This is a genomic window from Aphanothece microscopica RSMan92, from assembly GCF_046613545.2.
Lineage (GTDB): Bacteria > Cyanobacteriota > Cyanobacteriia > PCC-6307 > Cyanobiaceae > NIES-981.
In genome coordinates, this window is the sequence record NZ_JBKKKY020000009.1 from 1 (window position 1) to 20605 (window position 20605).

Sequence of the window (20605 nt, forward strand, 5' to 3'; positions counted from 1 at the left end):
CGGGTTGCGGTGGCGCCGACGGCCGGCTGCAGCGCTGCATCGGCCCTGCCCGCCGGCGAGATCCGGGCCCGCCATGTGGTGGTGAACGCCGGCGCCCACAGCCTGCTGATGGCCCAGTCCATGGGCTTTGGCCTCCAGTACGCCTGCCTGCCGGTGGCCGGCAGCTTCTACTTCACGCCGGATCTGCTCAGGGGGAAGGTCTACACCGTTCAGAACGACAAGCTGCCCTTCGCGGCCATCCATGGCGATCCGGATGTGCGGGCGCCGGGCAAGACGCGCTTCGGCCCCACGGCCCTGCTGCTGCCCCTGCTGGAGCGTTACCGGCCGGCCTCCTTCTGGGAGTTCCTGCGGGTGCTGCGGCTTGACTGGGCGGTGCTGGCGGTGCTGTGGCAGCTGCTGCGGGTCGCCGACATCCGCGACTACATCATCAAGAACCTCCTGTTCGAGGTGCCCTGGCTGCGGCGGCGGCTCTTCCTGGCGGATGCCCGCAAGATCGTGCCCTCCATGCGCCTCGAGGATCTGCGTTTCGCCGAGGGCTACGGCGGGGTCCGCCCCCAGCTGATCGACAAGCAGCAGCGGCGGTTGCTGCTGGGGGAGGCCAGCATCCCCGCCCGCCCCGGCCTGGTGTTCAACGTGACGCCATCGCCTGGAGGGACCTGCTGCCTGGGCAATGCGGCCCGTGATCTCGAGGCCATCGTCCAGCGTCTGGGTTGCCGCTTCGATCGGGCCCGGTTCGAGCGGGAGCTCTACGGCGATGCTCTGCCGAGCTCAGACGCCGCCCCTGAACAGGTGGTTGTGGCTGGCTGAGTAGAGCCTGGAGCGGGCCTCCCGGCTGGCCGCCAGGGCAGGACTCACGACATAGAGGGTGGTGCGGATCAGGGCCCGTTCCCGGCTGACCTCGGCCATGGCCGTGAGGGGGACCACCTGGAGCCACTGGTCCGGCCAGCTGACGCGGTAGCCGATCGCCACGGGGGTGTCGGGGGGGTAATGGCGCAGGAGTTCGGCCTGCACCTCCTCCACGTGGCGGGCACTCAGGTAGAGGCAGAGGGAGGCGCGCAGCGCGGCGAGCCGCGCCAGGGACTCGCTCTCGGGCACGCCCGTGCGTCCGCCGGCGCGTCCCAGCACGATGGTCTGCACCAGACCCGGAATCGTCAGTTCCTGCTGCAGCGCCGAGGCCGCCGCCTGGTAGGCACTCAGACCCGGCACCACCTCCACGGCCAGGCCAGCGTCGGCCAGCCGGCAGATCTGCTCCGCCAGGGCGCCGTAGAGACAGGGATCGCCATCGTGGAGGCGCACCACCCTGCGGCCGGCCAGGGCCCGTTCCACCACCATGGCCATCACCTCCTCGAGGGTGAGGGTGCTGGTGCGGATGCGCTCGCAGCCGGCTGGGGCCAGGGCCGCGATCTGGGGATTGACCAGGGAGTCGGTCCAGACGAGCACCTCGGCCTGCTCGATCAGCCGCATCGCCCGCAGGGTGAGGAGATCCGGGGCACCGGGACCGGCCCCGACGATCCAGACGGTGGGTTGGGCGTCCGGCCGGTTGGATCCGTTCAACGGCTCAGTCCGCTGGGGTCCGGGAGGCTACCCCGGCGGCCATAGAGCCACCAGAGTCCGAGGGCGCCCAGGGCGATCAGCAGCAGACTGACCACCTGGGCCATCCGCAGACCGCCTGCGCAGAACGGCGGCTGGGAGAAGAGGCAGAGGGGATCGATCCGCAGGCCCTCGATCCAGACCCGACCCGTGCTGTAGGCCATCAGGTACACACAGCTGAGGCTGCCGGCGGGGAGGCTGAGGCGGCCCCGCTGGCCGAGGCGGAACAGCACCAGCAGCAGGGCGCAGACCCCCACGTTCCAGAGGGATTCGTACAGGAAGGTGGGGTGGAAATACATCTGTTCGATGAATTCCGCCGGACGGTTCTCCAGGGGTATCCGCAGCTTCCAGGGGAGCTGGGTGGGTAGGCCGAACGCCTCGGAATTGAAGAAGTTGCCCCAGCGCCCGATGGCCTGGCCCAGGGCCACCGCGGGCATCAGCACGTCCAGCAGGGGCCAGAACGCCTGACGGCGCCAGCGGCAGTAGAGGATCGTGGTGAGGGTGCCGCCGATCAGGGCGCCGTGGATGGCGATGCCCCCCCGCCAGATGGCCAGGGCCTCAGCCGGGTTGGCCGCGTACTGATGCCATTCGAGGGCCACGTAGTAGGCCCGCGCACCGATCACGGCGCCGAGCACCAGCAGGGGCAGCAGGTCGGCGATGAGGGCTGGTTCGATGCCGCGCTGCCTGCCCAGCCGGGTGGCGAGGGTGAGACCGGCCAGCACGGCCAGGGCGATCAGCAGGCCGTACCAGCGCAACGCCAAGGGGCCCAGCTGGAAGACCAGGGGCCCCGGAGAGGTGAAGGCGAAGGAGAGGCTCAACGGGTCCCGGTCGCGAACGAGGTCGGATCAGCTGGATCAGTCGGATCAGTCAGATCAGACGATGCCTTCGGCCGCCTGCACCTTCTCCACCTGACGCTTCTTGAGCACCAGCATGATCTGGGCCACAGCGATGGCCGCGAAGAAGGCGAGCAGGCCGTAGATCCGCACCGGATTCTGGAGCACCACCTCGGCATCCATCTGGCCGAAGCCCCCCACATTGGGGTCGTTGGTCAGAGGCGTGCCGGCGGCGACGGCATCGCCGACCGAGGCGATGATGCTGGGCCCTGCCGGAATGGTCTCCTCGACCGTGACCCCGTCGGTTCCGGTGATCGCCACCACGGTGGCACCGCCGTCGCCGGGGGTGATGGCGGCCACGGTGCCGGCCACGGAGGCGGTGTAGAGGGTGTTGTTGGTCTTTTCACCGGTCGGGTAGACCTGGCCGCGGCCCCGGTTGCCGCCCACGTGCAGCTGGTACTTGCCGAAGTGGATGCTGCTGTCCTGGGCCGGGTCCGGGGAGAGCACGGGGAAGACGATCTCCTGGTGCTGATCGCCGGGCAGGGGGCCGACCAGAAGAATGTTGGGCTGGTCGTCGGAATACTGGGTGTAGTAGATGCCGGCGGTCTCCTCCTTGAGCTCATCGCTGAGCCGCTCCTGGGGGGCGAGGGTGAAGCCATCGGGGAGCATCACCACGGCACCCACATTCAGACCGGTGGCACTGCCGTCGCCGGAGACCTGCTGGACGCCGGTGTCATAGGGAATCTCCACCACGGCTTTGAACACCGTGTCGGGGAAGACGGCCTGGGGCACTTCCACCCGGGTGGCCTTCTTGGCCAGGTGGCAGTTGGCGCAGACGATCTTGCCGGTGGCTTCGCGCGGATTGGCGTAGTTCTGCTGGGCCCAGAAGGGATAGGCCCAGCTGGGGCTGGCGGCACCGATCAGAACGGTGAGGCCCAGAAGGGAGCCCAGCAGACGGGAGAGGGAGCGGCGCATCACAGGAAGGGCGACAGGGGCAGAGGGGGAAAGCGGATCAGACCCACCAGGGCTTGTCGCCGTTGCGGAAATCGGTTTCCGTCCACTGGCTCAGGAACACGTTGTCGTTCTCGACGGAGACGTGGGCCAGCGCCAGGGAGAGGGGGGCCGGCCCTCGCACGACCTTGCCGGTGGCGTCGTACTGGGAGCCGTGGCAGGGGCACATGAACTTGTTCTGGCCGCTGTTCCAGGGCACCACGCAGCCGAGGTGGGTGCAGATGGCGTTGATCCCGTAGCTGCCGATGGCATCGGCACCCTCGACGATCAGGTAGGTGGGGTCGCCCTTGAGGCCCTGCACCAGGCTGCGGTCGCCCTCCTTGTGGCTGCTCAGCCAGCCGCTGGCGGTCACGGCGTTGCCCAGCTCGTCCTTGGCGGCGGTCCCGCCACCGCTGCCGGCGGCCTTGGGCGGGATGAAGTAGTTGACCACCGGATAGAGAGCCCCCAGGGCCACGCCGGTGACCGACCCGAAGGTCAGCAGGTTCATGAACTGCCGACGACCCATTCCGGGCACATCACCGCTTGAGGCGCTCGCTGGCATCTGGGTCATACGGGGCGGCTTGGAAGGCCACAGCAACGTGGCGGCCACATTAAGGCCTGCCCTGTCCCGCCCGCTTCCGGGCCGGCGGGTGCGGCAGGCACTGCAACAACCCGTTGCGGAGCGCCGCTGTGCCAGTTTCTGCTGGTATTCCCGCAGCAGACGCGGCCCATGGACCCGGCGGTGGATCCCCAGGCTCCCCTCACCTCCGAGGAGCTGATCACCCTGCTGCGGGCCCGCTGGCAGGCGAGCTACGACCTGCAGCTGGTGCAGCGGCGCGGGCGGTTCTACCTGCAGGTCATGTGGGCCTATCTGGAGCAGCAGTCCTTTCCCCTCACGCCGGAGGCCTATGGGGCCAAGCTCGAGGAGCTGGCCGGTCTGCTCAATGGCCTGGGCGTGGCGGGACAGGTGCGCCACTGGCTGAGCACCACGGCCGAGCGGCCCCGTCTCGGCCGCGCGATGGGGCTGGCCCTGGAGCTGCCGCCGGAGCGGGCCAGCGAATTCCTGCTCTAGGGCTGGGGTGGCCCTCCGGAGCTGGCGGATCAGTCGGCGCCGGAGGGGCGCAGCTGCTCGGTGAAGGCCACCAGCCCGACCCCCACCAGATACAGGCCGGAGATGGCACCGGTGAGCAGCAACATGGTGACCGGGTCGGTCGAGGGGGTCAGCACCGCTCCCCCCAGGGCGGCGAGGACCACCACCCAGCGCCAGGCGGCCAGCATCCGGCGGGCGCGCACCAGGCCCAGGGCTCCCAGCAGCAGCTGCAGCACCGGCAGCTGGAAGGCCAGGGCGGTGGCCACCATCAGCAGCAGCACGAAGTCGAGGTAGCGCTCGATCGACCAGCTGGGCTCGACGACGTCGGCCCCATAGCTCACCAGAAACCGCAGCGCCGCGGGCACCAGGGCCCACCAGGCGAAGGCCAGCCCGGCGGCAAAGAGGAGGGCCGATCCCGCCACGGCCGGGGCCACCAGGGCCCGCTCGCGCCGGGTGAGGCCGGGGAGCACGAAGGAGAGCCCCTCGTAGAGGATGTAGGGCAGGGCCAGGATCAGGCCGGCATAGCCGGCGACCTTGAGCGAGACGAACAGGAATTCGCCAGGCGCGAGCTGCAGGAAGCGGATCCCGTCGGCCGGCATTTCCAGCAGCTTCACCAGCGGTTTGACGCCTGCCAGGCAGACCGCCGCCCCCAGCAGCAGGGCCAGGAGGCTGCGCAGCACCCGGCGCCGCAGTTCCTCCAGATGCTCCATCAGGCTCATCTCGACCTCCCCGGGGAAGTCGTTGCGCTCCCCACCTCCCCCGCCGATGCGGATCGGTGGGGGGGGCGCCACCGGTCCAGGCGCAGATTGTTCGGAGGCGCTGTCGCTCATGGCTGCCGTGCTGCGAGCAGGCTAAGAGCCCGCTCCGGCTCCCCCCAGAACAGTTCACCGCCGCGGTGGCGCACCGTGCCCGGGGCGCCACCGGGAATCCGCTGCAGCTGCTCGGCGGGCACCATCACCACGGGCACGCGGCGATTGCCGCGGCCGCGGCTGAAGTGGGCGGCGAGATCGGCGGCGGCCTGCAGATCGGCTTCATCCGCGGCCGCCTCCGCACAGCGCAGCACCACATGGCTGCCGGGCAACTCCTGGGCGTGGAACCAGAGATCGCCGCGGCGGGCCTGCCGGAAGGCGATCCAGTCGTTCTGCCGATGGTTGCGGCCCACCTGCAGCCCCAGGCCCCCCGGGCTGCGCAGTTCCAGGGGCTGGGGCTGGCCTCGCGGCTCCGTGCCGCTGGCGCGGCGCTGCCGGCGGCTGGCCGGGCTCCCCTGGCCCATCTGGTCGGTGACCTCCTGGCGCAGGGCGGTGACCTCCTCCAGGCTGTCGGCCTGCTCGAGGAAGGTGAGTGAGGAGTCGATCCAGGCCAGTCGCAGGCGGTGACGCTCCAGCCGGGGGGTGATGGCCTCCACCGAGCGGCGGCGTTTCCGCGCCAGCCTGTAGAGCTTCTGGGCCTCATCGATGCAGGCGCGGCCGGGCTGGGGCTGGCTGAGCAAGCCATCGGCGCGCTGCTGCAGGGAGACGCTCTCCGGAACCGCATCCAGCAGCGCCTGTTGCTGCTCGGCCTGCCGGGATTCGCGCTCCCGCAGCAGCTCGAGCTGGTGGCGGAGCTGCTGCCGCTGCCGTTGCAGGGTCTGGCTGGCGAGGTGGTCGCCGTAGTAGGTGGCCAGGGCGGTGTTCAGGGGCATCGCCGCCCCGCGGTCGGGCCGGGGCGGCGGGCTCCCGGGGCCAGCGGCCCGCCCGTCAGCCAGCCAGCAGCAGTAGCCCCCGTTCCGGGCTTGCCAGGCGAAGCGTTCCTCGGCCACCGCTTCGAGCCAGCCCTGCCAGCGGCTCCAGAGCTCCTGCCACTGCGCGGCCGAGAGGTCCGTGACCGGGGCGCGCAGCCAACTCTCGGGGGCCAGCTCCCGGGCCAGGGCTGGGCTGATGCCCTGGTAGGCCTCCCGCAGCGCGCGCTCGAGGGGAAGGGGCAGCAGAGCCACCCGTCGGCGCCAGCTCTCGAAGGGTTCCTCCCGGCGGGGAGGGTCGCCCGGCAGCGGTGGCGGGGGCTGGTAGGGGTCGCCCGTGCCGATCGGCCGCAGCCGCGACTGGCTGGGTCTGACCTGCCGGCCCAGGGCGACGACCTGGCGGCCATCCCTGGGGCCCGGCTCCAGCAGCAGCAGGTTGCTGTGCCGTCCCATCAGTTCCACCACCAGCCAGCGCTGGGGGAGCTCACCGGGACGACGAGCGAAGCCAAGCTCCACCACCCGCTCCCAGCCGGGCTGCTCGAGGCTCACCAGGGCCAGGCCACCGAGGCCATGCTGCAGCTGCTGGGCCAGGGTGCTCCCATCACCCTGCCGCGGTGGGGCTGGGATGGCGTGCAGGCGCGCCGCCTCGGCCTGCCAGCTCAGTTCGATCCACTGCATGCCCTGGAGATGGCGCAGACCCAGCTGGACGGAGCAGGGACCGGCCTGCTGGGCCTTCTCCATCCGGCTGGGCAGCAGCAGCGGGCGCCACTCCGACAGCACCGCCTTGAGGCTGGTCACATCCAGCGGCTGAAGGCTTGTCATGGCGGCGGCGAAGCCGGTCGTCGGTGGCTTCTACTCTGCAGCCCAGCCTTCTCCGCCCCGATGAGCCGTCTCACCGTGATCACCGGTCCCAGCGGGGTTGGGAAGGGGACACTGGTGGCCCAGCTGCTGGCACGGCACCCCGAGATCTGGTTGTCGGTGTCCGCGACCACCCGGGAGCCCCGGGCCGGCGAGCTGGAGGGGCAGAACTATTTCTTTCTCAGCCGCGAGGCCTTCGAGCAGACGGTGGCGGCCGGCGGCTTCCTCGAATGGGCGGAGTTCGCGGGGAACCTCTACGGCACGCCCCGTCAGCCGGTGGAGGACTGCCTGGCGCAGGGGCGCCCGGTGTTGCTCGAGATCGAGCTGGAGGGGGCCCGTCAGGTGCGTCGCAGCTTTCCGGCGGCATTTCAGCTGTTCATCCGGCCGCCCTCGCTGGGCGAACTGGAACGGCGCATCCGGGGGCGGGGCACCGACAGTGACGCGGCGATCCAGCGGCGGCTGGAACGGGCGAGGGTCGAACTCGCCGCGGCGGAGGAATTTGACGCCACCCTCGTCAACGACGACCTGGAGGTAGCCCTACGGGAACTGGAAGCGTGCATGGACCTGGGCTGAGGCCCCAACCCAGGGACAGGCACAGAAAAAGCCCCCGGGAGGGGGCCTGGGCGACCCGCCGACAAGGGCTGGTGCGGACTTGTCTGCCGCGCTGGGACCGCGCTGGGACCGCGCTGAGGCGGCGCAAAGACGGCGCTCAGGCCGCCTCAGGACGTCGGAGCGGTGGATCAGAGGGGGTGGAAGAGCAGATCGGGGAAGAAGCGGTTGAACTCGATCAGGATTCCGGCGGTGAGGGTGAACCAGATGGCCGAGAACACGGGAGCCGTGGTCAGGAATTTCTTCATGGGATCAAGCGTGAATCAGGGTGGAAGGCAGAGGTTGGACGTGAAAGCCCGAAGCTGGGGCTTGCAAAGAAGGCCTGAATCCAGGGAAGGGCTGATCAGCGGGGGGAGACGGTGATCTTGCTGTCGGACTCGGTGAGCTTCTTGCCGCTGAATTCGGCGAAGGCGGCCAGGGGCCAGGACGCTGCGGCCAGGGTGCTCTTGAAAGCGAGCGGCACGTCGATCTGGATCTCCTTCATGGTGGCGTCCTTGCTGCCGCGGATCGCCATCAGGTAGCCGCGCCCGGCCCAGCCGATGCAACCGGCGATGTAGAGGAAGGCGATGCCGGGAATGATGAAGTCACCGGCGTGGCTCCAGCGGCCGTCCACGATCAGGTGGGGCAGGCCATCGGTCCCGCAGAGGGCCTGGCTGTACATGGCGAAGCGGGCCTTGGCCTGATCGGTCGTGGCACCGGCGGCGCGCTGCTGGAAGCGGGGGCTCTCGGCGCAGGGGGTCAGACCCGCCACCGACGCCTCAGCCCGGGCCACCGGAGCGAGGCCGAACAGCAGGAAGGCGGAGAGCAGAACCGCACACAGGCGGGGGAGAAGACGGCGCATGGGATGCCTGGGTAGATGCCTGGGAATTTGCCTTGCGGAGACCTGCTGCAGGGCTGGGCCGCGGGGCAGGATGTCACTCGCGGACAGTAGGGGACCTCGCCTGACGCCATGCCCACGGTTCTGGCGCTCGAAACAAGTTGTGACGAGTCCGCAGCAGCGATTGTGCGGGATCACACCGTGCTGGCCAGCGCCGTGGCCTCCCAGGTCGAGGAGCATGCCCGCTGGGGTGGGGTGGTGCCGGAAATCGCCTCCCGCCGCCATGTCGAGGCGCTGCCCCAGCTGGTGGCCCGGGTGAGTGCCGAGGCCGGCCTGCCCCTCGCCGAGCTGGATGCCTTCGCCGCCACCGTCGCCCCCGGTCTGCTGGGGGCGCTGTTGGTCGCTTCGGTCACGGGACGGACCCTGGCCCGTCTGCATGGGCGGCCCTTTCTGGGCGTCCATCACCTGGAGGGTCACCTCTGTTCGGTGCAGCTGGGGGAGCCCCTGCCTCCGGGGCCGTTTCTGGTTCTGCTGGTCAGCGGCGGCCACACCGAACTGGTGCGGGTCGATGGTCCCGGGCAGTACATCCGCCTCGGCCGCAGCCATGACGACGCGGCGGGCGAGGCCTTCGACAAGGTCGCCCGGCTGCTGGAGCTGGGCTATCCCGGCGGGCCGGCGATCCAGGCCGCCGCCCGATCCGGCGACCCCCGACGCTTCTCCCTGCCGAAGGGGCGTGTTTCGCGTCCCGAGGGCGGCTTCCATCCCTACGACTTCAGCTTCAGCGGTCTGAAGACGGCGATGCTGCGGCAGGTGCGGGCGCTGCAGCAGAGCGGTGATCCCTTGCCGGTCGCGGATCTGGCGGCGAGCTTCGAGCAGGTGGTGGCGGAGGTGCTCGTGGAGCGCAGCTGTCGCTGTGCCCTGGACGAAGGCCTCGGCACGCTGGTGCTCGTCGGTGGGGTGGCCGCGAACGCCCGACTGCGGGGGCTGCTGGCGGAGCGCTGCGGCCGCGATGGCCTGGTGTGGCGGCTGGCCCCCCTGGCCTACTGCACCGACAACGCCGCGATGGTCGGCGTGGCCGCCTGCCAGCGTCTGGCCATGGGGGCCCGCAGTCCGGCAGGGCTTGGGGTGGCCGCCCGATGGCCCCTCGAGCAGGCCGGCCGGCTTTACGAAACCGAGCCGTGCTTTTAAGCCCCTAGGCTGGACCTATCCCCGCTGGCACCCCCATGGCCCCAGCCGAACCGGAGTCCCCGGGCCAGGAGCCAGCCAGCCAGCCCGTGAGCCGAACCGAGCTGAACGCCTGGCGTCGGGGCTTCACCCCCCAGGCCGAGATCTGGAATGGCCGGCTGGCCATGCTCGGGCTCTCCGTCGGTCTGGCGGTGCTGCTGCTGGCCCGGCTGGCCATCCACTGAGGCCCAGGGGGGATCAGGTCCGTCCCCGCAGTGCCTGGGCCAGTTCGTTGGGCTTGAGGCTCTGGGCCAGGGCGTCCTCGCCGGTCACCGTCCCGGCCTCCACCAGGGCGAGAAGCGCCTGGTTGGAGGTCTGCATGCCATCGAAACGGCTGCGTTCCATGATCTCCTCGATCTCGTCCAGCTCGGCGCGCTGGATGTAGTCCTTGCAGGCGTCGGTGTTGATCAGGATGTCGTGGTACGCGACACGCTTGCCGTCGGTGGTCTTGAGCAGACCCTGGGAGATCACCCCCAGCAGCGCTTCCGAGACGGAACGGCGCACACTGTCCTGCTCGCTGGGGGGGTACATGCCCAGCACCCGCTCCACCGTCTTGATCGCGGAGTTGGTGTGCAGGGTGCCGAACACGAGGTGGCCGGTCTGGGAGGCCTCGATGGCGGTGGAGAGCGTTTCCCGGTCACGGATCTCCCCGATCAGGATCACGTCGGGATCCTCCCGCAGGGAGGCCCGCAGGGCGTTGTGGAAGACCTTGGTGTGGTGCCCCACTTCCCGGTGCCGGATCAGGGAGAGGCGGCTCTCGTGCACGAATTCCACCGGGTCCTCGATCGTGAGGATGTGGCGGCGCATGTGGGTGTTGATCCAGTCCACCATCGCGGCCAGGGTGGTGCTCTTGCCGGAGCCGGTGGGGCCGGTCACCAGCACCAGGCCCTTGGGGCGAGCGCAGAGCTCACTGAGCACCGGGGGCAGATTCAGTTCCTCGAGGGTGGCGATCTTCTGGGGGATCAGGCGAAGCACCATCGCGGGTCCCCGGAGGGAGTCCATCAGGTTGATCCGCACCCGCACGAAGGGGAAGGCGTGGGACCCGTCGTATTCCTTGTCGCGCAGGAACCGGTCGATCTCCGCCGGACTGAGCATTTCCTGCATCCAGCCGTTGAAGGTGGCCTGGTCGGTCACCGGCCAGCCGGTGCGGAGCATGTCGCCCCGGGCGCGGTAGCGGGGTTCCTCACCCACCCCCACGTGCACATCGGAATAGGTCCGCTCGTTCGCCAGCCGCACAAGGCCCTCGAGGCTCGGGGGCATCGGCCCGAAGGACTCGGAGCCCGGCTGCGCAGGGGTTGCGTTGCTCTCCGGGGGTGGACCCGGGAGGGGCTCGAGCCCGGAGGGTGCCGGGGGGGCCGGGCTCGGCAGCGGCGGGGGCGGCGCCTCGCCGGCAGGGGGGGGTGAGGGCGGAAACGGCGACGGGGGAAACGGCGACGTCGTCATGCACTGCACCCAATTCGGCACAAGTTTCGCGGCTCTGGCCCCATCTGTCAGCTCCCGGTGCGCTTCCTAGGATCCGCCGGTTCGCAGGGTCGTGTTGACCAAGCCCCTCATCAGCATCGTGCTGGGCACCAGGCCGGAAGCGATCAAGCTCGCACCGGTGATCCTGGCCTTCCAGCAGGCGGAGGACTTCAGCACGCGTGTGGTGCTCACCGGCCAGCACCGGGAGATGGTCACCCAGGTGATGGAACTCTTCGGCCTGACGGCCGACCACGACCTGGCCCTGATGGCCCCGCAACAGACCCTCACCCACATCACCTGTGCGGCGCTCCAGGGCCTGAAGGAGGAGTTCGCGCGCCACCGTCCCGATCTCGTCCTGGTTCAGGGCGACACGACCACGGCCTTCGCCTCGGCCCTGGCCGCCTTCTATGAGCAGATCCCCGTGGGGCACGTGGAGGCGGGCCTGCGCACCGACAACCTCTTCGACCCGTTTCCGGAAGAGGCGAACCGCCGCCTGATCTCCCAGCTGGCGCTGCTGCACTTCGCTCCCACCGAGCAGTCGGCGGCGAACTGCCGCGCCTCCGGGGTGATGGGGCGGATCCTCACCACGGGCAACACGGTGATCGATGCCCTGCTGCAGATGGCGAAGCAGGCTCCCACCTTGGCCATGCCCGGCCTCGACTGGCAGCGGCAACGGGTGATCCTCGCCACCGTGCACCGCCGCGAGAACTGGGGGGATCGCCTCACCGCCATCGGCCGTGCCTTTCTCGAGCTGCTGGAGCGCTTTCCGGATACGGCCCTGGTGCTTCCCCTGCACCGCAATCCCACCGTGCGGGAGCCGTTGCAGGCCCTGCTCGGCGCCCATCCGCGTGCCTTCCTCACCGAGCCCCTCGACTACGACCAGCTGGTGGCGGCCATGGGGGGCTGCACCCTGGTGCTCACCGATTCCGGCGGGCTCCAGGAGGAAGCCCCGGCCCTCGGCAAGCCCGTGCTGGTGCTCCGCCGCACCACTGAACGACCCGAGGCGGTGGAGGCGGGAACGGCCAGGCTGATCGGCACCGACACCGCCGAGATCGTGGCCGAGGCGTCCACCCTGCTCACCGATGCGTCCGCCTACGAGGCGATGGCGCGGGCCCACAATCCCTTCGGCGATGGACAGGCCAGCGGGCGGATCGTGCAGGCGGCCCGGGAATTCCTCAGGTCCCAGCGCGCCTGATCCCGGCTCAGCGCTTCTTCTTCGACCAGGGCGGCAGGTCGATGAACACCCGGCTGCCCGGCTCGAGACCGGAGATGATCTGGGTGTCCTTGCCGCTGCTGATGCCCAGTTCCACGGGCTGGAAGGTGGGCTGGCGGTCCTTGCCCACCAGCAGCACGCCCGGTCGGCCGTCCTCGGTGACGATGGCGACGGTGGGCACCAGGGTCTCGGCGCGGACCTGACCGGTCTGGAACCCCACGTCGGCGGTCATGCCGATGCGCAGATCCGGCTGGCGCTCGAGGAATTCCAGAACCACATCGAAGGAGGTGACGTTGTTCAGCTTCACGGCCCGGGGCGTGATCCGCTTCACCCGGGCCGCGAAGCGTCGGTCGGGGAAAGCGTCCACGCGGACGGTGGCGGGCTGGCCGAGCCGGATCCGACCGATGTCGTTCTCCGGCACCTTGGCCACCACTTCAAGGCCCTGGGCCAGCTCCACGATCGAGGAGCTGGTCGCCCCTGCGGTGGCGGACGCGGTGGTGGTGGGGGTCACGAAGGAGCCCGGATCGGCATAGCGCTGGCTGATCACCCCGGCGAAGGGGGCGCGCACGATCAGCTCAGCCTGCTCCACCCGGCGGGCTGCCAGGCGCTGGCGGGCGGCCTCCACGGCGGCCTGATCGACCAGGAAGGTGCTGCGCACGGCGTTGTAGTCGCTCAGGCTGATGGCGTTCTGGCGGTACAGACCCTCATTGCGCTCCAGCTCACTGCGGCTGCGCACCAGCTCCGCTTCGGCCGAGCGCAGCTGGGCCCTGAGTTCGTCGATGCGGTCAGCCAGATCGCCACTGTCCATGCGGGCGAGGGCCTGACCGGTCTGCACCTGATCGCCTTCCTCGACGAAGAGCTCCTCCAGAATCCCCTGGCGCTTGGGGCTGACATTGACGCGCTGCTCGGCCTCCAGTTCCCCCGAGGCGCTCACCACCCCGGGGAGTTCTCCGGATTTCGCCAGCACCGTGTAGGGCTGCAGGTTGGCGCTGGTGGTCGACCGCTGCCGTTGCCAGAGCAGCAACCCAGCGACCAGCAGCAGGGCGGCGGCGGCGCCCGCCCAGAGGCGACGCCTGCCACGCCAGAGCGGCCGTGGGGTCGTTGCCGCCACCACGGCTGGCGATGGCGTGGCCGCCGCCGCCGGTGGGGTCGGCCGGTGAGGGGTGAGAGTAGGAATCGGCCTGGCCTGTGCTGCACCCAGTTTCGCCGCTGGGGGCCGTGGGCTGCGGCCCGTAGATTCCTCCGATGCTCAAAGCCGGAATCGTCGGACTGCCCAACGTGGGCAAGTCGACCCTGTTCAACGCCCTGGTGGCCAATGCCCAGGCGGAGGCCGCCAACTATCCCTTCTGCACGATCGAGCCGAATTCGGGCGTGGTGTCCGTGCCCGATCCCCGTCTGGAGCAGCTGGCCGCCCTGAGCCGCAGCAAGGAGATCATCCCGACCCGGGTCGAGTTCGTGGACATTGCCGGGCTGGTGAAGGGGGCCAGTCAGGGGGAGGGACTGGGCAACAAGTTCCTGGCGAACATCCGGGAAGTGGACGCGATCGTGCACGTCGTGCGCTGCTTCGATGACGACGACGTGATCCACGTGGCCGGAAGCGTGGATCCGGTGCGGGATGCCGAGGTGATCAACCTCGAACTGGCCCTGGCGGATCTGGCCCAGGTGGAGAAGCGGCGTGAGCGCCTCAAGAAGCAGGTGCGCACCAGCAAGGAGGCCCAGCTGGAGGATGCCGTGCTGGAGCGGATTGAGGCGGTGCTCGAAGCCGGCGGTGCCGCCCGCACCGTGGCCCTGTCTGAGGAGGAGGCCGTTCTGGTCAAACCCCTGGGGCTGCTCACGGCCAAACCGATCATCTACGCCACCAACGTCAGTGAGGACGACCTGGCCAGCGGCAATGCCTTCGTGGCGGCCGTGCAGGCCCTGGCGACCCGGGAGGGGGCGGAGACGGTGCGGATCTCAGCCCAGGTCGAGGCCGAGCTGATCGAACTTCCGGAGGAGGATCGGGCTGAATTCCTGGAGGGACTGGGGGTCAGCGAGGGGGGGCTGCAGAGCCTGATCCGCGCCACCTACTCCCTGCTGGGTCTGCGCACCTACTTCACCACCGGCGAGAAGGAGACGCGCGCCTGGACCATCCGGTCCGGCATGACCGCGCCCCAGGCCGCCGGGGTGATCCACACCGACTTCGAACGGGGCTTCATCCGCGCCCAGACCATCGCCTACGCCCAGTTGCTGGAGGCAGGATCTCTGGTGGAGGCCCGCAACAGGGGCTGGCTGCGCAGCGAGGGCAAGGAGTATGTGGTGGCGGAGGGCGATGTGATGGAGTTTCTGTTCAACGTGTAGTCGGTGTAGTCGGTGTAGTCGTTCACGGCCTGGGTGTCGTCGTTCACCGTCCGGTCCACCAGCTGTCGAGGGTCGGATCAGCTGTCTGGCCGGGTCAGCCCTCTGGCCGGATCAGGCGCTGGAAGGCCCGCTGGCCTCCCGCGATCAGGTCGCCAGAGGTGCGGGCTTTGGAAAAGTAATAGCCCTGCTGATTGGTGATGCCGAGGCCCAGGAGCAGCTGGGAGATCTCCCGGGTTTCCACACCCTCCGCCACGACTCCCAGGTTCATGCGCCGGGCGAGGCCGGCCACCAGCGTGACAACCCGCATGGCGTTGGGGTCCGTCTGAAGCGAGCCCACGAAGGCTTTGTCAATCTTCAGTTCGCTGGGTTGCAGGGTGATCAGGCGCATGAGAGAGGAGTGGCCGGTGCCGAAATCATCAAGGGAGAGTTGCATGCCTGAGGCCCGAAGAAACTCAAGGTTCTGTTCGGTTGTGTGACCCATTTCCATCACGGACTGTTCGGTGATTTCCAGGGTGACTCGCTCGGGTTGAACCAGCTGGGAGTTCAGCAGATTCAGAATCGTTTGTCCCATGTCGGGGTGGCTCAGAAGCCTGCCGCTGATGTTCAGAGCCAGGCGGGGCTCCCCACCCAGGCTGGCCCGAATCGAGGCATAGCCCCGGGCGGCGAGCACGATCAACTCGAGGCCCAGGGGGAGGGTCAACCTGTAACGGTCGGCAATGTCGAGCAATACATCCGGGGGAATCTCGCCGAGTTCGGGATGGGTCCAGCGGACGAGGGCTTCCACGGCATGGAGGCCCTTGCCGACTTCAACGATGGGCTGGTAGAGAATGCGAAGATCATGCCTGCTGAGGGCAGTCTGGAGATCTGCGAATAGCTTGTAGCTGTCAAGTTCATGTGGGTTCGTTGATATATCGAAGACTGAGATCCGGCTTTCAATCTGTTTCTTGGCCTGATACATTGCAGCGTCCGAGCGCTGAATGGCCGCGGCGGGGTCTGCTTCCTGGCTGTCCACCAGGGTGATGCCGATGCTGAGGCTGATCGGCAGCATCATTCCGGCGATGTTCATGGGCTCGTTGAGGGTCTCCGTGAGCCGACTCGCGAACTGGTAGGCCTGGGCTTTGAGATTTGCCTCGCTTTTGTCTTCGATGGCGGAGAGGTCCATGATCATCGCGAATTCATCGCCGCCATAGCGGGCAATGAAGTCTTCCTTTCGGGAGATCTCGCGCATGCGATCCGCCACGGCCATCAGGGCTGCGTCGCCTACATGGTGGCCGTAGGTATCGTTGATCATCTTGAATTTGTCCACGTCAATGAACATGATCACGAACGACGTGTTCCTGCGTCGGGATTGTTGGGATTCGATCTCCAGCCGTTCAAAGAAGTAGCGTCTGTTCGGCAGGTCGGTCAGCGAGTCGAACAACGCCAGGGCCCGGGCCGTGCTCAGGAAACGCTCGTAGCGGGCGGCGACCTGGGTCATCTTGTGCTCCACCTGGGCGGAGAGGTGGCGGCTCCGCGGCGGTGGGCCTTCGATCGATACCCCCGAGCTGCCGAACAGCCTGGCCATCACCTCGTCTTCGACCGGCTGGCTTCGGGACGGGTTGTCGGAGTGGCCGAGCTTCTCGAGCAGGAGGTCCAGCTTGCGGCTGGTGCGGCGGATCCGGTGGCTGGCCATGCGCTCGGCCCGGTAATGGAGCAAGCGGCGGCGCCGATGTTCCAGCATGGGAATGGCCCGCGCGCCGAGGATGGCCGCCAGGATCAGGCTGCCGATGGCGAGATCCGGCAGCAGTGAGCGCTGATCGAGCCTGGGCAGAGGGGGCTCCACCAGGGCCAGGACCCTGCCATCTGGAGCGGAGATGGTCGGTGCCACGGTCCGTGCCGCCTCCAGGAGGGGCAGGGTGATCGCTCCGGGCTGGGGCGTTGCCTGCCAGCGCAGTCGGCTGGCCAGGGCCTGACGCAGGCCGCTCTCCCCATCGCCGCTGCGTGCCCCCCCATGGATGGGGCGCAGGATCGCCAGGGTGCCGGGGCCATCACCAGCGGACCGGTTGGGGCTGACGGGGGCCAGCACCCCCAGCTGGATCCGCCGGTCGCCGACGGCACAGGCGATCGGGACGACCCCAGGGTTCCGGCTGGCTTTGAGTCGCTCCTGAACGCAGCGCAGGCTCTCCGGTCGGGGGGCGGGGGCGGTGTCCCCCGGCCGTACCGCCAGCCGCAGCTCCTGGGAAGGGGAGAACAGGAGCAGCTCATCGCGGGGATGCATCCCACCGGATGTGCGCAGTTGCTCGACCACGCTCTCGGTTCCCCCACCGCTCAGCGCCGCTCCGAGGGGTTTCCAGCCCGTCAACGTTGCCGCCGAGGTCCGCAGCGAGTGGAGCGAGAGATCGACGAGGGAGAGGATCGCCTCGTCTTCCTCGCTGTGGCGGTGACGTTCCTGGAGGAAGCGGAGCCCTGCCACGGTCGCCAGGGTGATGCCCAGCATCAGCACGCCACTGGGAATCTTCCGGCGCTGGGCGGTCCTGGATCTTCGTCGTTCCTCCTTGATCCAGGACCGCAGCAGGCCGGGGGTTCTCATCCGGCCTGCCCCACCGATGCAGGAGCCCTCAAGGCCATGGGGATGGAGCTCTGCAGGGCGTCGGGCTCTGGCATCGCGCCTGGGATCGGAAGGCTTCGGTTTGTGAAGGCTGTCGGCTCAGTGTGCCCCGCCCGTCCCGCCGGTGCCAGAGCGGCTGGGGCAGGAGGGGCGTGCTGCCAGGGATCACACACGGTCGGTCGGCTGCACCGCGGCGGGCATGACCCGATCGGTGAACCAGATCGGCGAGAATGCCTCCAGATGCGGTGGACACCATGAGCCAGCACCCCGACGCCTCTGCGGCCCCCGGTCCGTCAGCCGATCACCCTCACAACTTCGACGTCCAGAAGGAGCTGCACCAGAAGATCCGCAACGACCCGGACTACGACGACTGGGAATACGGCACCGAGCCTCTGCCCCACGAGGCCTGGGCCCTCAAGCAGCCTCCGGCCTCGGCCTGATCTGCCTGACCAGGAGCTGACCCCCCAGGCAGAGGGCGGTCATCGTCAACCAGATCCCCAGCCCATGGCCGTAACGATCGAGGGCCAGGCCGGCCAGCAGCGGTGCGCTGAAGGCACTGATGGCAAAACACTGGGAGAACAGGGCCATGGCCAACCCCTGATGGTCCAGGGGCGTGAGTTCGATCACGGCTTCGGTGGCGATCGGCAGGAAGGCGGCCTCGCCCAGGGCCAGGGGGAACTGGGCGAGCACCACCAGGCCCAGCCCATGGGGGCTCAGGGCGGAGAGACCGAGCAGGGCGGTGCCGATCGCGAAGCAACCCAGGCTGATCCCCAACCCCAGCCCCACCGGACGCCTGGCCAGGGCCTGGCCGACCGGCCACTGGATCACCACCAGCAGCCCCAGCTGCAGGCCGATCAGCAGGGCCCCCACACTTTCCGGCAGGGCCTGGCGCTCCATTCCTCCCCGCACGAGGTCCAGGGGGAGCGCGCTCTGCATCAGCGCCGGCAGGGCGGTGGCCAGCAGGGCAACGGCCAGCACCGGCAGCAGGGGGGGCAGCCAGGTGCCCCAGGCCACCGAGGCTGTCCTCCCTTCCGCCCGCAATGGCGCAGGAAGCGGGCGGAGCAGCAGCAGCAGCACCATGGCGCTCAGGCACAGCATGTCGACCAGGTAGATGCCCCGGAGGCGATCCGCGGCGGCCAGCAGGGCGCCCAGCAGCGCCCCGGCCGCGATTCCCGCCGCATCGGCGCTGCGCACCAGGGCATACCCCCGGGCTGAGGGAATCGGCGCTGGCCCCTGGCGGCAGCTCAGGGGTACGGCCAGCTCGATCGCCGGCCAGTACAGCCCCATGGCGATCCCGAGCAGCAGCTGCCCCTGCAGGTAGCTGCCGAACGTCCGGGCGGCGAACAGGTGGCTGTCGGCGACGAGGGCGGCGAGCGCCGCCAGCAGCACCGGCACCGAGCAGTTGAGCCCCCGATCCAGCAGCCAGCCGCTCAGGAACCGTCCCACGGTGCCGGCCAGGGCCGCCAGGGCGAGCCCCTGGGTCACGCTCGCCGCGCTGAAGGCTTCCTGGTGAAAGACCATCGGCGTCAGGTAGAGGACTCCACCGGCTCCGATCGAGCCCACCAGCCGCACGAGGGCCACTTCGCGCAGCGGCGCGGGAAACTGGAACCACCAGCCCGCCAGTCCGGGCTTCTCCCTCCTCGCCGGATCGGCTGTTGCCACAACGCGCTTGCCGCCTTTTCGGGGTCGTGGCCAGTCTGCTGGTGCTGCTCCCCCCGCTGTTGCCGTCGCCCGGACGGGCGGCCCAGGAGCTGGTCGTGGGGCTCGACGGGCTGGAACTCCCCCTCGACCTCGACGAACTGGAAGCCTGGACCGGCGCGGCAAGCCGGGGCTCCACCCCCCTCGCCCTCTGGCTCAACCTGCTGGAGCCCCAGGCGCGGGTCGGATTGGTCCGCCTGCTGCGGGCCCCGCTGCTGCGGGATCGGAGCTTCGGCGTGCAGCTGCTCAACAGCTGGACCGGGGAGCAGATGCTGCGGGAGGTGGGCGGCCTGCTCACCACACCGGAGGGGGACAACACGGCCGTGCTGCTGATGGCCACCCTGCGGCAGCTGCTGGAACGCCAGGACACCATCACCACCCTCGATCTGCTGCAGGCCCTCCCGCCCAGGCGCCTCAACCTGCGGATCGATGGTCTGCTGGATCTGGCCGGCCAGTGGCGCCAGCAACTGAAGCTCCAGGACGAGGCCATCGCCCAGCTGCGGCGTCTGCCGTTGCCACGCCGCCAATCCCGCACGCTTGTGCTGGGCCGCCAGCGGGTGGGGGTCCCCCTGCGGGTCCAGCTGGCGGTGGCCCATCGCCCCTCCCCCCTCCCCCTGGAGATCTGGCCGGCCCGCCGTGCCAAGGCGGGGCCCTGGCTGCTGCTGATGCCGGGCCTCGGCGGCAGCACCACCCAGCTCAGCTGGTTGGGTGCGGCCCTGGCCGAGCGCGGCTGGCCCGTGGTGGTGATCGAGCACCCCGGCAGCGATGAACGGGCCGTCAAGGCCTCCCTGGCAGGGGAGGGTCCGCCCCCCGGTGCCGAATCCCTGCCCGCCCGGCTGGCGGATCTGCAGGCCGTGCTGGCGGCACGGCGGGATGGGCAGCTCCCGCCCCTGGGCCCCGAGCCGGCCGGGGAGCAGGGGATGGTGCTGATCGGCCACTCCCTCGGCGGCCTGGCCGCGCTCATGGCCGCGGGCATGGTTCCGGAGCGGGGGCTTTCCGAGCGCTGCGACCAGGCCCTCTCGTCCCTGCCGCTGACCAACCTCTCCCGCCTGCTGCAGTGCCAGCTGCCGGACGTGATGGGCGACGGTGCCCGGGCGACCTTCCCGGTGAGCGGCTCCGCGCTCCCGGATGCCATCCCCCTGCGGGGGGTGATCAGCTTCAACGGTTTCGGCAGCCTGCTGTGGCCCAGTCGCGGTCTGGCCGACCTCGAACTGCCGGTGCTGCTGGTGGGCGGCAGTCTGGATCTCGTCACCCCCCCGGTCACCGAGCAGCTGGCCCTGTTCGTCGGCAATCGCCATCCGCGCAGCCGCCTGGTGCTGGTGGAGGGGGGGAGCCACTTCTCCCCCGTGCGGATCGATGGTGACGGGGATGCGCTGTTCCACCTCGGGGACCAGCTGGTGGGGGTCGAACCGCAGCGGGTCCAGGAACTGCTGCTCACCGTCACCATCGAGTTCCTGGAGGGTTGGCAGCATCCGACCCTGCTCTCGCCGCAGCGCCGGGTCCACAACGGTGTCACCGCCTACGTGCTGGACCGGACCCAGGCCCAGCGGTGGTTCTCCACGCTCCCCTGAGCCCGGTCGG

The 20605-nt window shown here is 69.5% G+C and carries 21 protein-coding genes; 9 read left to right on the top strand and 12 right to left on the bottom strand.

Annotated features, from left to right (window positions below; all coding sequences use genetic code 11):
* Nucleotides 1–807 (top strand): Rossmann-fold NAD(P)-binding domain-containing protein (locus ACLD7X_RS03955; RefSeq protein WP_411422183.1); only part of this gene is annotated, 807 nt, incomplete at its 5' end.
* Here the strand turns inward: ACLD7X_RS03955 and cobM are convergent.
* From cobM to petC, 4 genes are read right to left on the bottom strand one after another with little or no spacing between them, the layout of a single operon-like run.
* Complete coding sequence (cobM, locus tag ACLD7X_RS03960) at nt 769–1554, bottom strand: precorrin-4 C(11)-methyltransferase (protein WP_411422184.1); 786 nt, start codon at nt 1552–1554, stop codon at nt 769–771. The two genes, ACLD7X_RS03955 and cobM, sit on opposite strands and share 39 nt — an antisense overlap.
* Nucleotides 1551–2408 (bottom strand): prolipoprotein diacylglyceryl transferase, encoded by an 858-nt coding sequence (lgt, locus tag ACLD7X_RS03965; RefSeq protein WP_411422185.1) that lies wholly within the window; start codon nt 2406–2408, stop codon nt 1551–1553. Before lgt ends, cobM begins: the two co-directional genes overlap by 4 nt.
* A gap of 54 nt (nt 2409–2462) precedes the next feature.
* Nucleotides 2463–3398, bottom strand: coding sequence for a cytochrome f (petA, locus tag ACLD7X_RS03970; protein ID WP_411422186.1), 936 nt, complete (start codon nt 3396–3398; stop codon nt 2463–2465).
* Nucleotides 3399–3435: 37 nt separating this feature from the next.
* Nucleotides 3436–3975, bottom strand: a complete 540-nt coding sequence (gene petC / locus ACLD7X_RS03975) for a cytochrome b6-f complex iron-sulfur subunit (protein WP_411422255.1) — start codon at nt 3973–3975, stop codon at nt 3436–3438.
* Between the two features lie 168 nt (nt 3976–4143).
* On the opposite strand from petC, the gene ACLD7X_RS03980 reads away from it, so the two are divergent.
* Nucleotides 4144–4485: a DUF3067 family protein gene (locus ACLD7X_RS03980; protein WP_411422187.1), complete on the top strand. Its 342-nt coding sequence runs from the start codon at nt 4144–4146 to the stop codon at nt 4483–4485.
* A gap of 29 nt (nt 4486–4514) precedes the next feature.
* Here ACLD7X_RS03980 and tatC read toward each other — a convergent pair whose 3' ends face one another.
* Both tatC and ACLD7X_RS03990 read right to left on the bottom strand, forming a co-directional pair.
* The gene (tatC, locus tag ACLD7X_RS03985) at nt 4515–5294 is read right to left on the bottom strand and encodes a twin-arginine translocase subunit TatC (RefSeq protein WP_412006733.1); all 780 of its coding nucleotides are present in this window, start codon (nt 5292–5294) and stop codon (nt 4515–4517) included.
* Between the two features lie 35 nt (nt 5295–5329).
* Entirely contained in the window at nt 5330–7042 is a 1713-nt protein-coding gene (locus ACLD7X_RS03990) for an Rqc2 family fibronectin-binding protein (RefSeq protein WP_411422189.1), read from the bottom strand.
* Between the two features lie 60 nt (nt 7043–7102).
* Here ACLD7X_RS03990 and gmk point away from each other — a divergent pair, with 60 nt between their 5' ends.
* A complete protein-coding gene (gmk, locus tag ACLD7X_RS03995) occupies nt 7103–7651 on the top strand; it encodes a guanylate kinase (protein ID WP_411422190.1) in 549 nt (182 codons plus the stop codon).
* A 167-nt stretch (nt 7652–7818) separates the two neighbouring features.
* Here the strand turns inward: gmk and psaJ are convergent, their stop codons facing one another.
* A complete protein-coding gene (psaJ, locus tag ACLD7X_RS04000; protein WP_411422191.1) occupies nt 7819–7935 on the bottom strand; it encodes a photosystem I reaction center subunit IX in 117 nt (38 codons plus the stop codon).
* A gap of 95 nt (nt 7936–8030) precedes the next feature.
* Nucleotides 8031–8528, bottom strand: coding sequence for a Photosystem I reaction center subunit III (locus tag ACLD7X_RS04005; RefSeq protein WP_411422256.1), 498 nt, complete (start codon nt 8526–8528; stop codon nt 8031–8033).
* A 108-nt stretch (nt 8529–8636) separates the two neighbouring features.
* Here ACLD7X_RS04005 and tsaD point away from each other — a divergent pair, with 108 nt between their 5' ends.
* Together tsaD and ACLD7X_RS04015 are read left to right on the top strand one after the other, a co-directional pair.
* Nucleotides 8637–9692 (top strand): tRNA (adenosine(37)-N6)-threonylcarbamoyltransferase complex transferase subunit TsaD, encoded by a 1056-nt coding sequence (tsaD, locus tag ACLD7X_RS04010; RefSeq protein WP_411422192.1) that lies wholly within the window; start codon nt 8637–8639, stop codon nt 9690–9692.
* A 35-nt stretch (nt 9693–9727) separates the two neighbouring features.
* On the top strand, nt 9728–9913 hold the full coding sequence (locus ACLD7X_RS04015; RefSeq protein WP_411422193.1) for a high light inducible protein: 186 nt from the start codon (nt 9728–9730) through the stop codon (nt 9911–9913).
* A 13-nt stretch (nt 9914–9926) separates the two neighbouring features.
* On the opposite strand, the gene ACLD7X_RS04020 is transcribed toward ACLD7X_RS04015, so the two are convergent.
* The gene (locus ACLD7X_RS04020; protein WP_411422194.1) at nt 9927–11171 is read right to left on the bottom strand and encodes a type IV pilus twitching motility protein PilT; all 1245 of its coding nucleotides are present in this window, start codon (nt 11169–11171) and stop codon (nt 9927–9929) included.
* A gap of 94 nt (nt 11172–11265) precedes the next feature.
* Between ACLD7X_RS04020 and wecB the strand changes: the two genes are divergently transcribed.
* A complete protein-coding gene (gene wecB, locus ACLD7X_RS04025) occupies nt 11266–12384 on the top strand; it encodes a non-hydrolyzing UDP-N-acetylglucosamine 2-epimerase (RefSeq protein ID WP_411422195.1) in 1119 nt (372 codons plus the stop codon).
* A 7-nt stretch (nt 12385–12391) separates the two neighbouring features.
* On the opposite strand, the gene ACLD7X_RS04030 is transcribed toward wecB, so the two are convergent.
* Nucleotides 12392–13513, bottom strand: coding sequence for an efflux RND transporter periplasmic adaptor subunit (locus ACLD7X_RS04030; RefSeq protein WP_412006732.1), 1122 nt, complete (start codon nt 13511–13513; stop codon nt 12392–12394).
* Between the two features lie 134 nt (nt 13514–13647).
* Between ACLD7X_RS04030 and ychF the strand changes: the two genes are divergently transcribed.
* Entirely contained in the window at nt 13648–14739 is a 1092-nt protein-coding gene (ychF, locus tag ACLD7X_RS04035; protein WP_411422198.1) for a redox-regulated ATPase YchF, read from the top strand.
* 94 nt (nt 14740–14833) lie between these two features.
* On the opposite strand, the gene ACLD7X_RS04040 is transcribed toward ychF, so the two are convergent.
* Complete coding sequence (locus tag ACLD7X_RS04040; protein WP_411422199.1) at nt 14834–17308, bottom strand: putative bifunctional diguanylate cyclase/phosphodiesterase; 2475 nt, start codon at nt 17306–17308, stop codon at nt 14834–14836.
* 272 nt (nt 17309–17580) lie between these two features.
* Between ACLD7X_RS04040 and ACLD7X_RS04045 the strand changes: the two genes are divergently transcribed.
* The gene (locus tag ACLD7X_RS04045; RefSeq protein WP_412006731.1) at nt 17581–17766 is read left to right on the top strand and encodes a hypothetical protein; all 186 of its coding nucleotides are present in this window, start codon (nt 17581–17583) and stop codon (nt 17764–17766) included.
* Here the strand turns inward: ACLD7X_RS04045 and ACLD7X_RS04050 are convergent.
* Nucleotides 17741–18988 (bottom strand): MFS transporter, encoded by a 1248-nt coding sequence (locus ACLD7X_RS04050; RefSeq protein WP_411422201.1) that lies wholly within the window; start codon nt 18986–18988, stop codon nt 17741–17743. The two genes, ACLD7X_RS04045 and ACLD7X_RS04050, sit on opposite strands and share 26 nt — an antisense overlap.
* 26 nt (nt 18989–19014) lie before the next feature.
* Between ACLD7X_RS04050 and ACLD7X_RS04055 the strand changes: the two genes are divergently transcribed.
* A complete protein-coding gene (locus ACLD7X_RS04055; protein WP_411422202.1) occupies nt 19015–20595 on the top strand; it encodes an alpha/beta hydrolase in 1581 nt (526 codons plus the stop codon).
* Nucleotides 20596–20605: the final 10 nt, after the last annotated feature.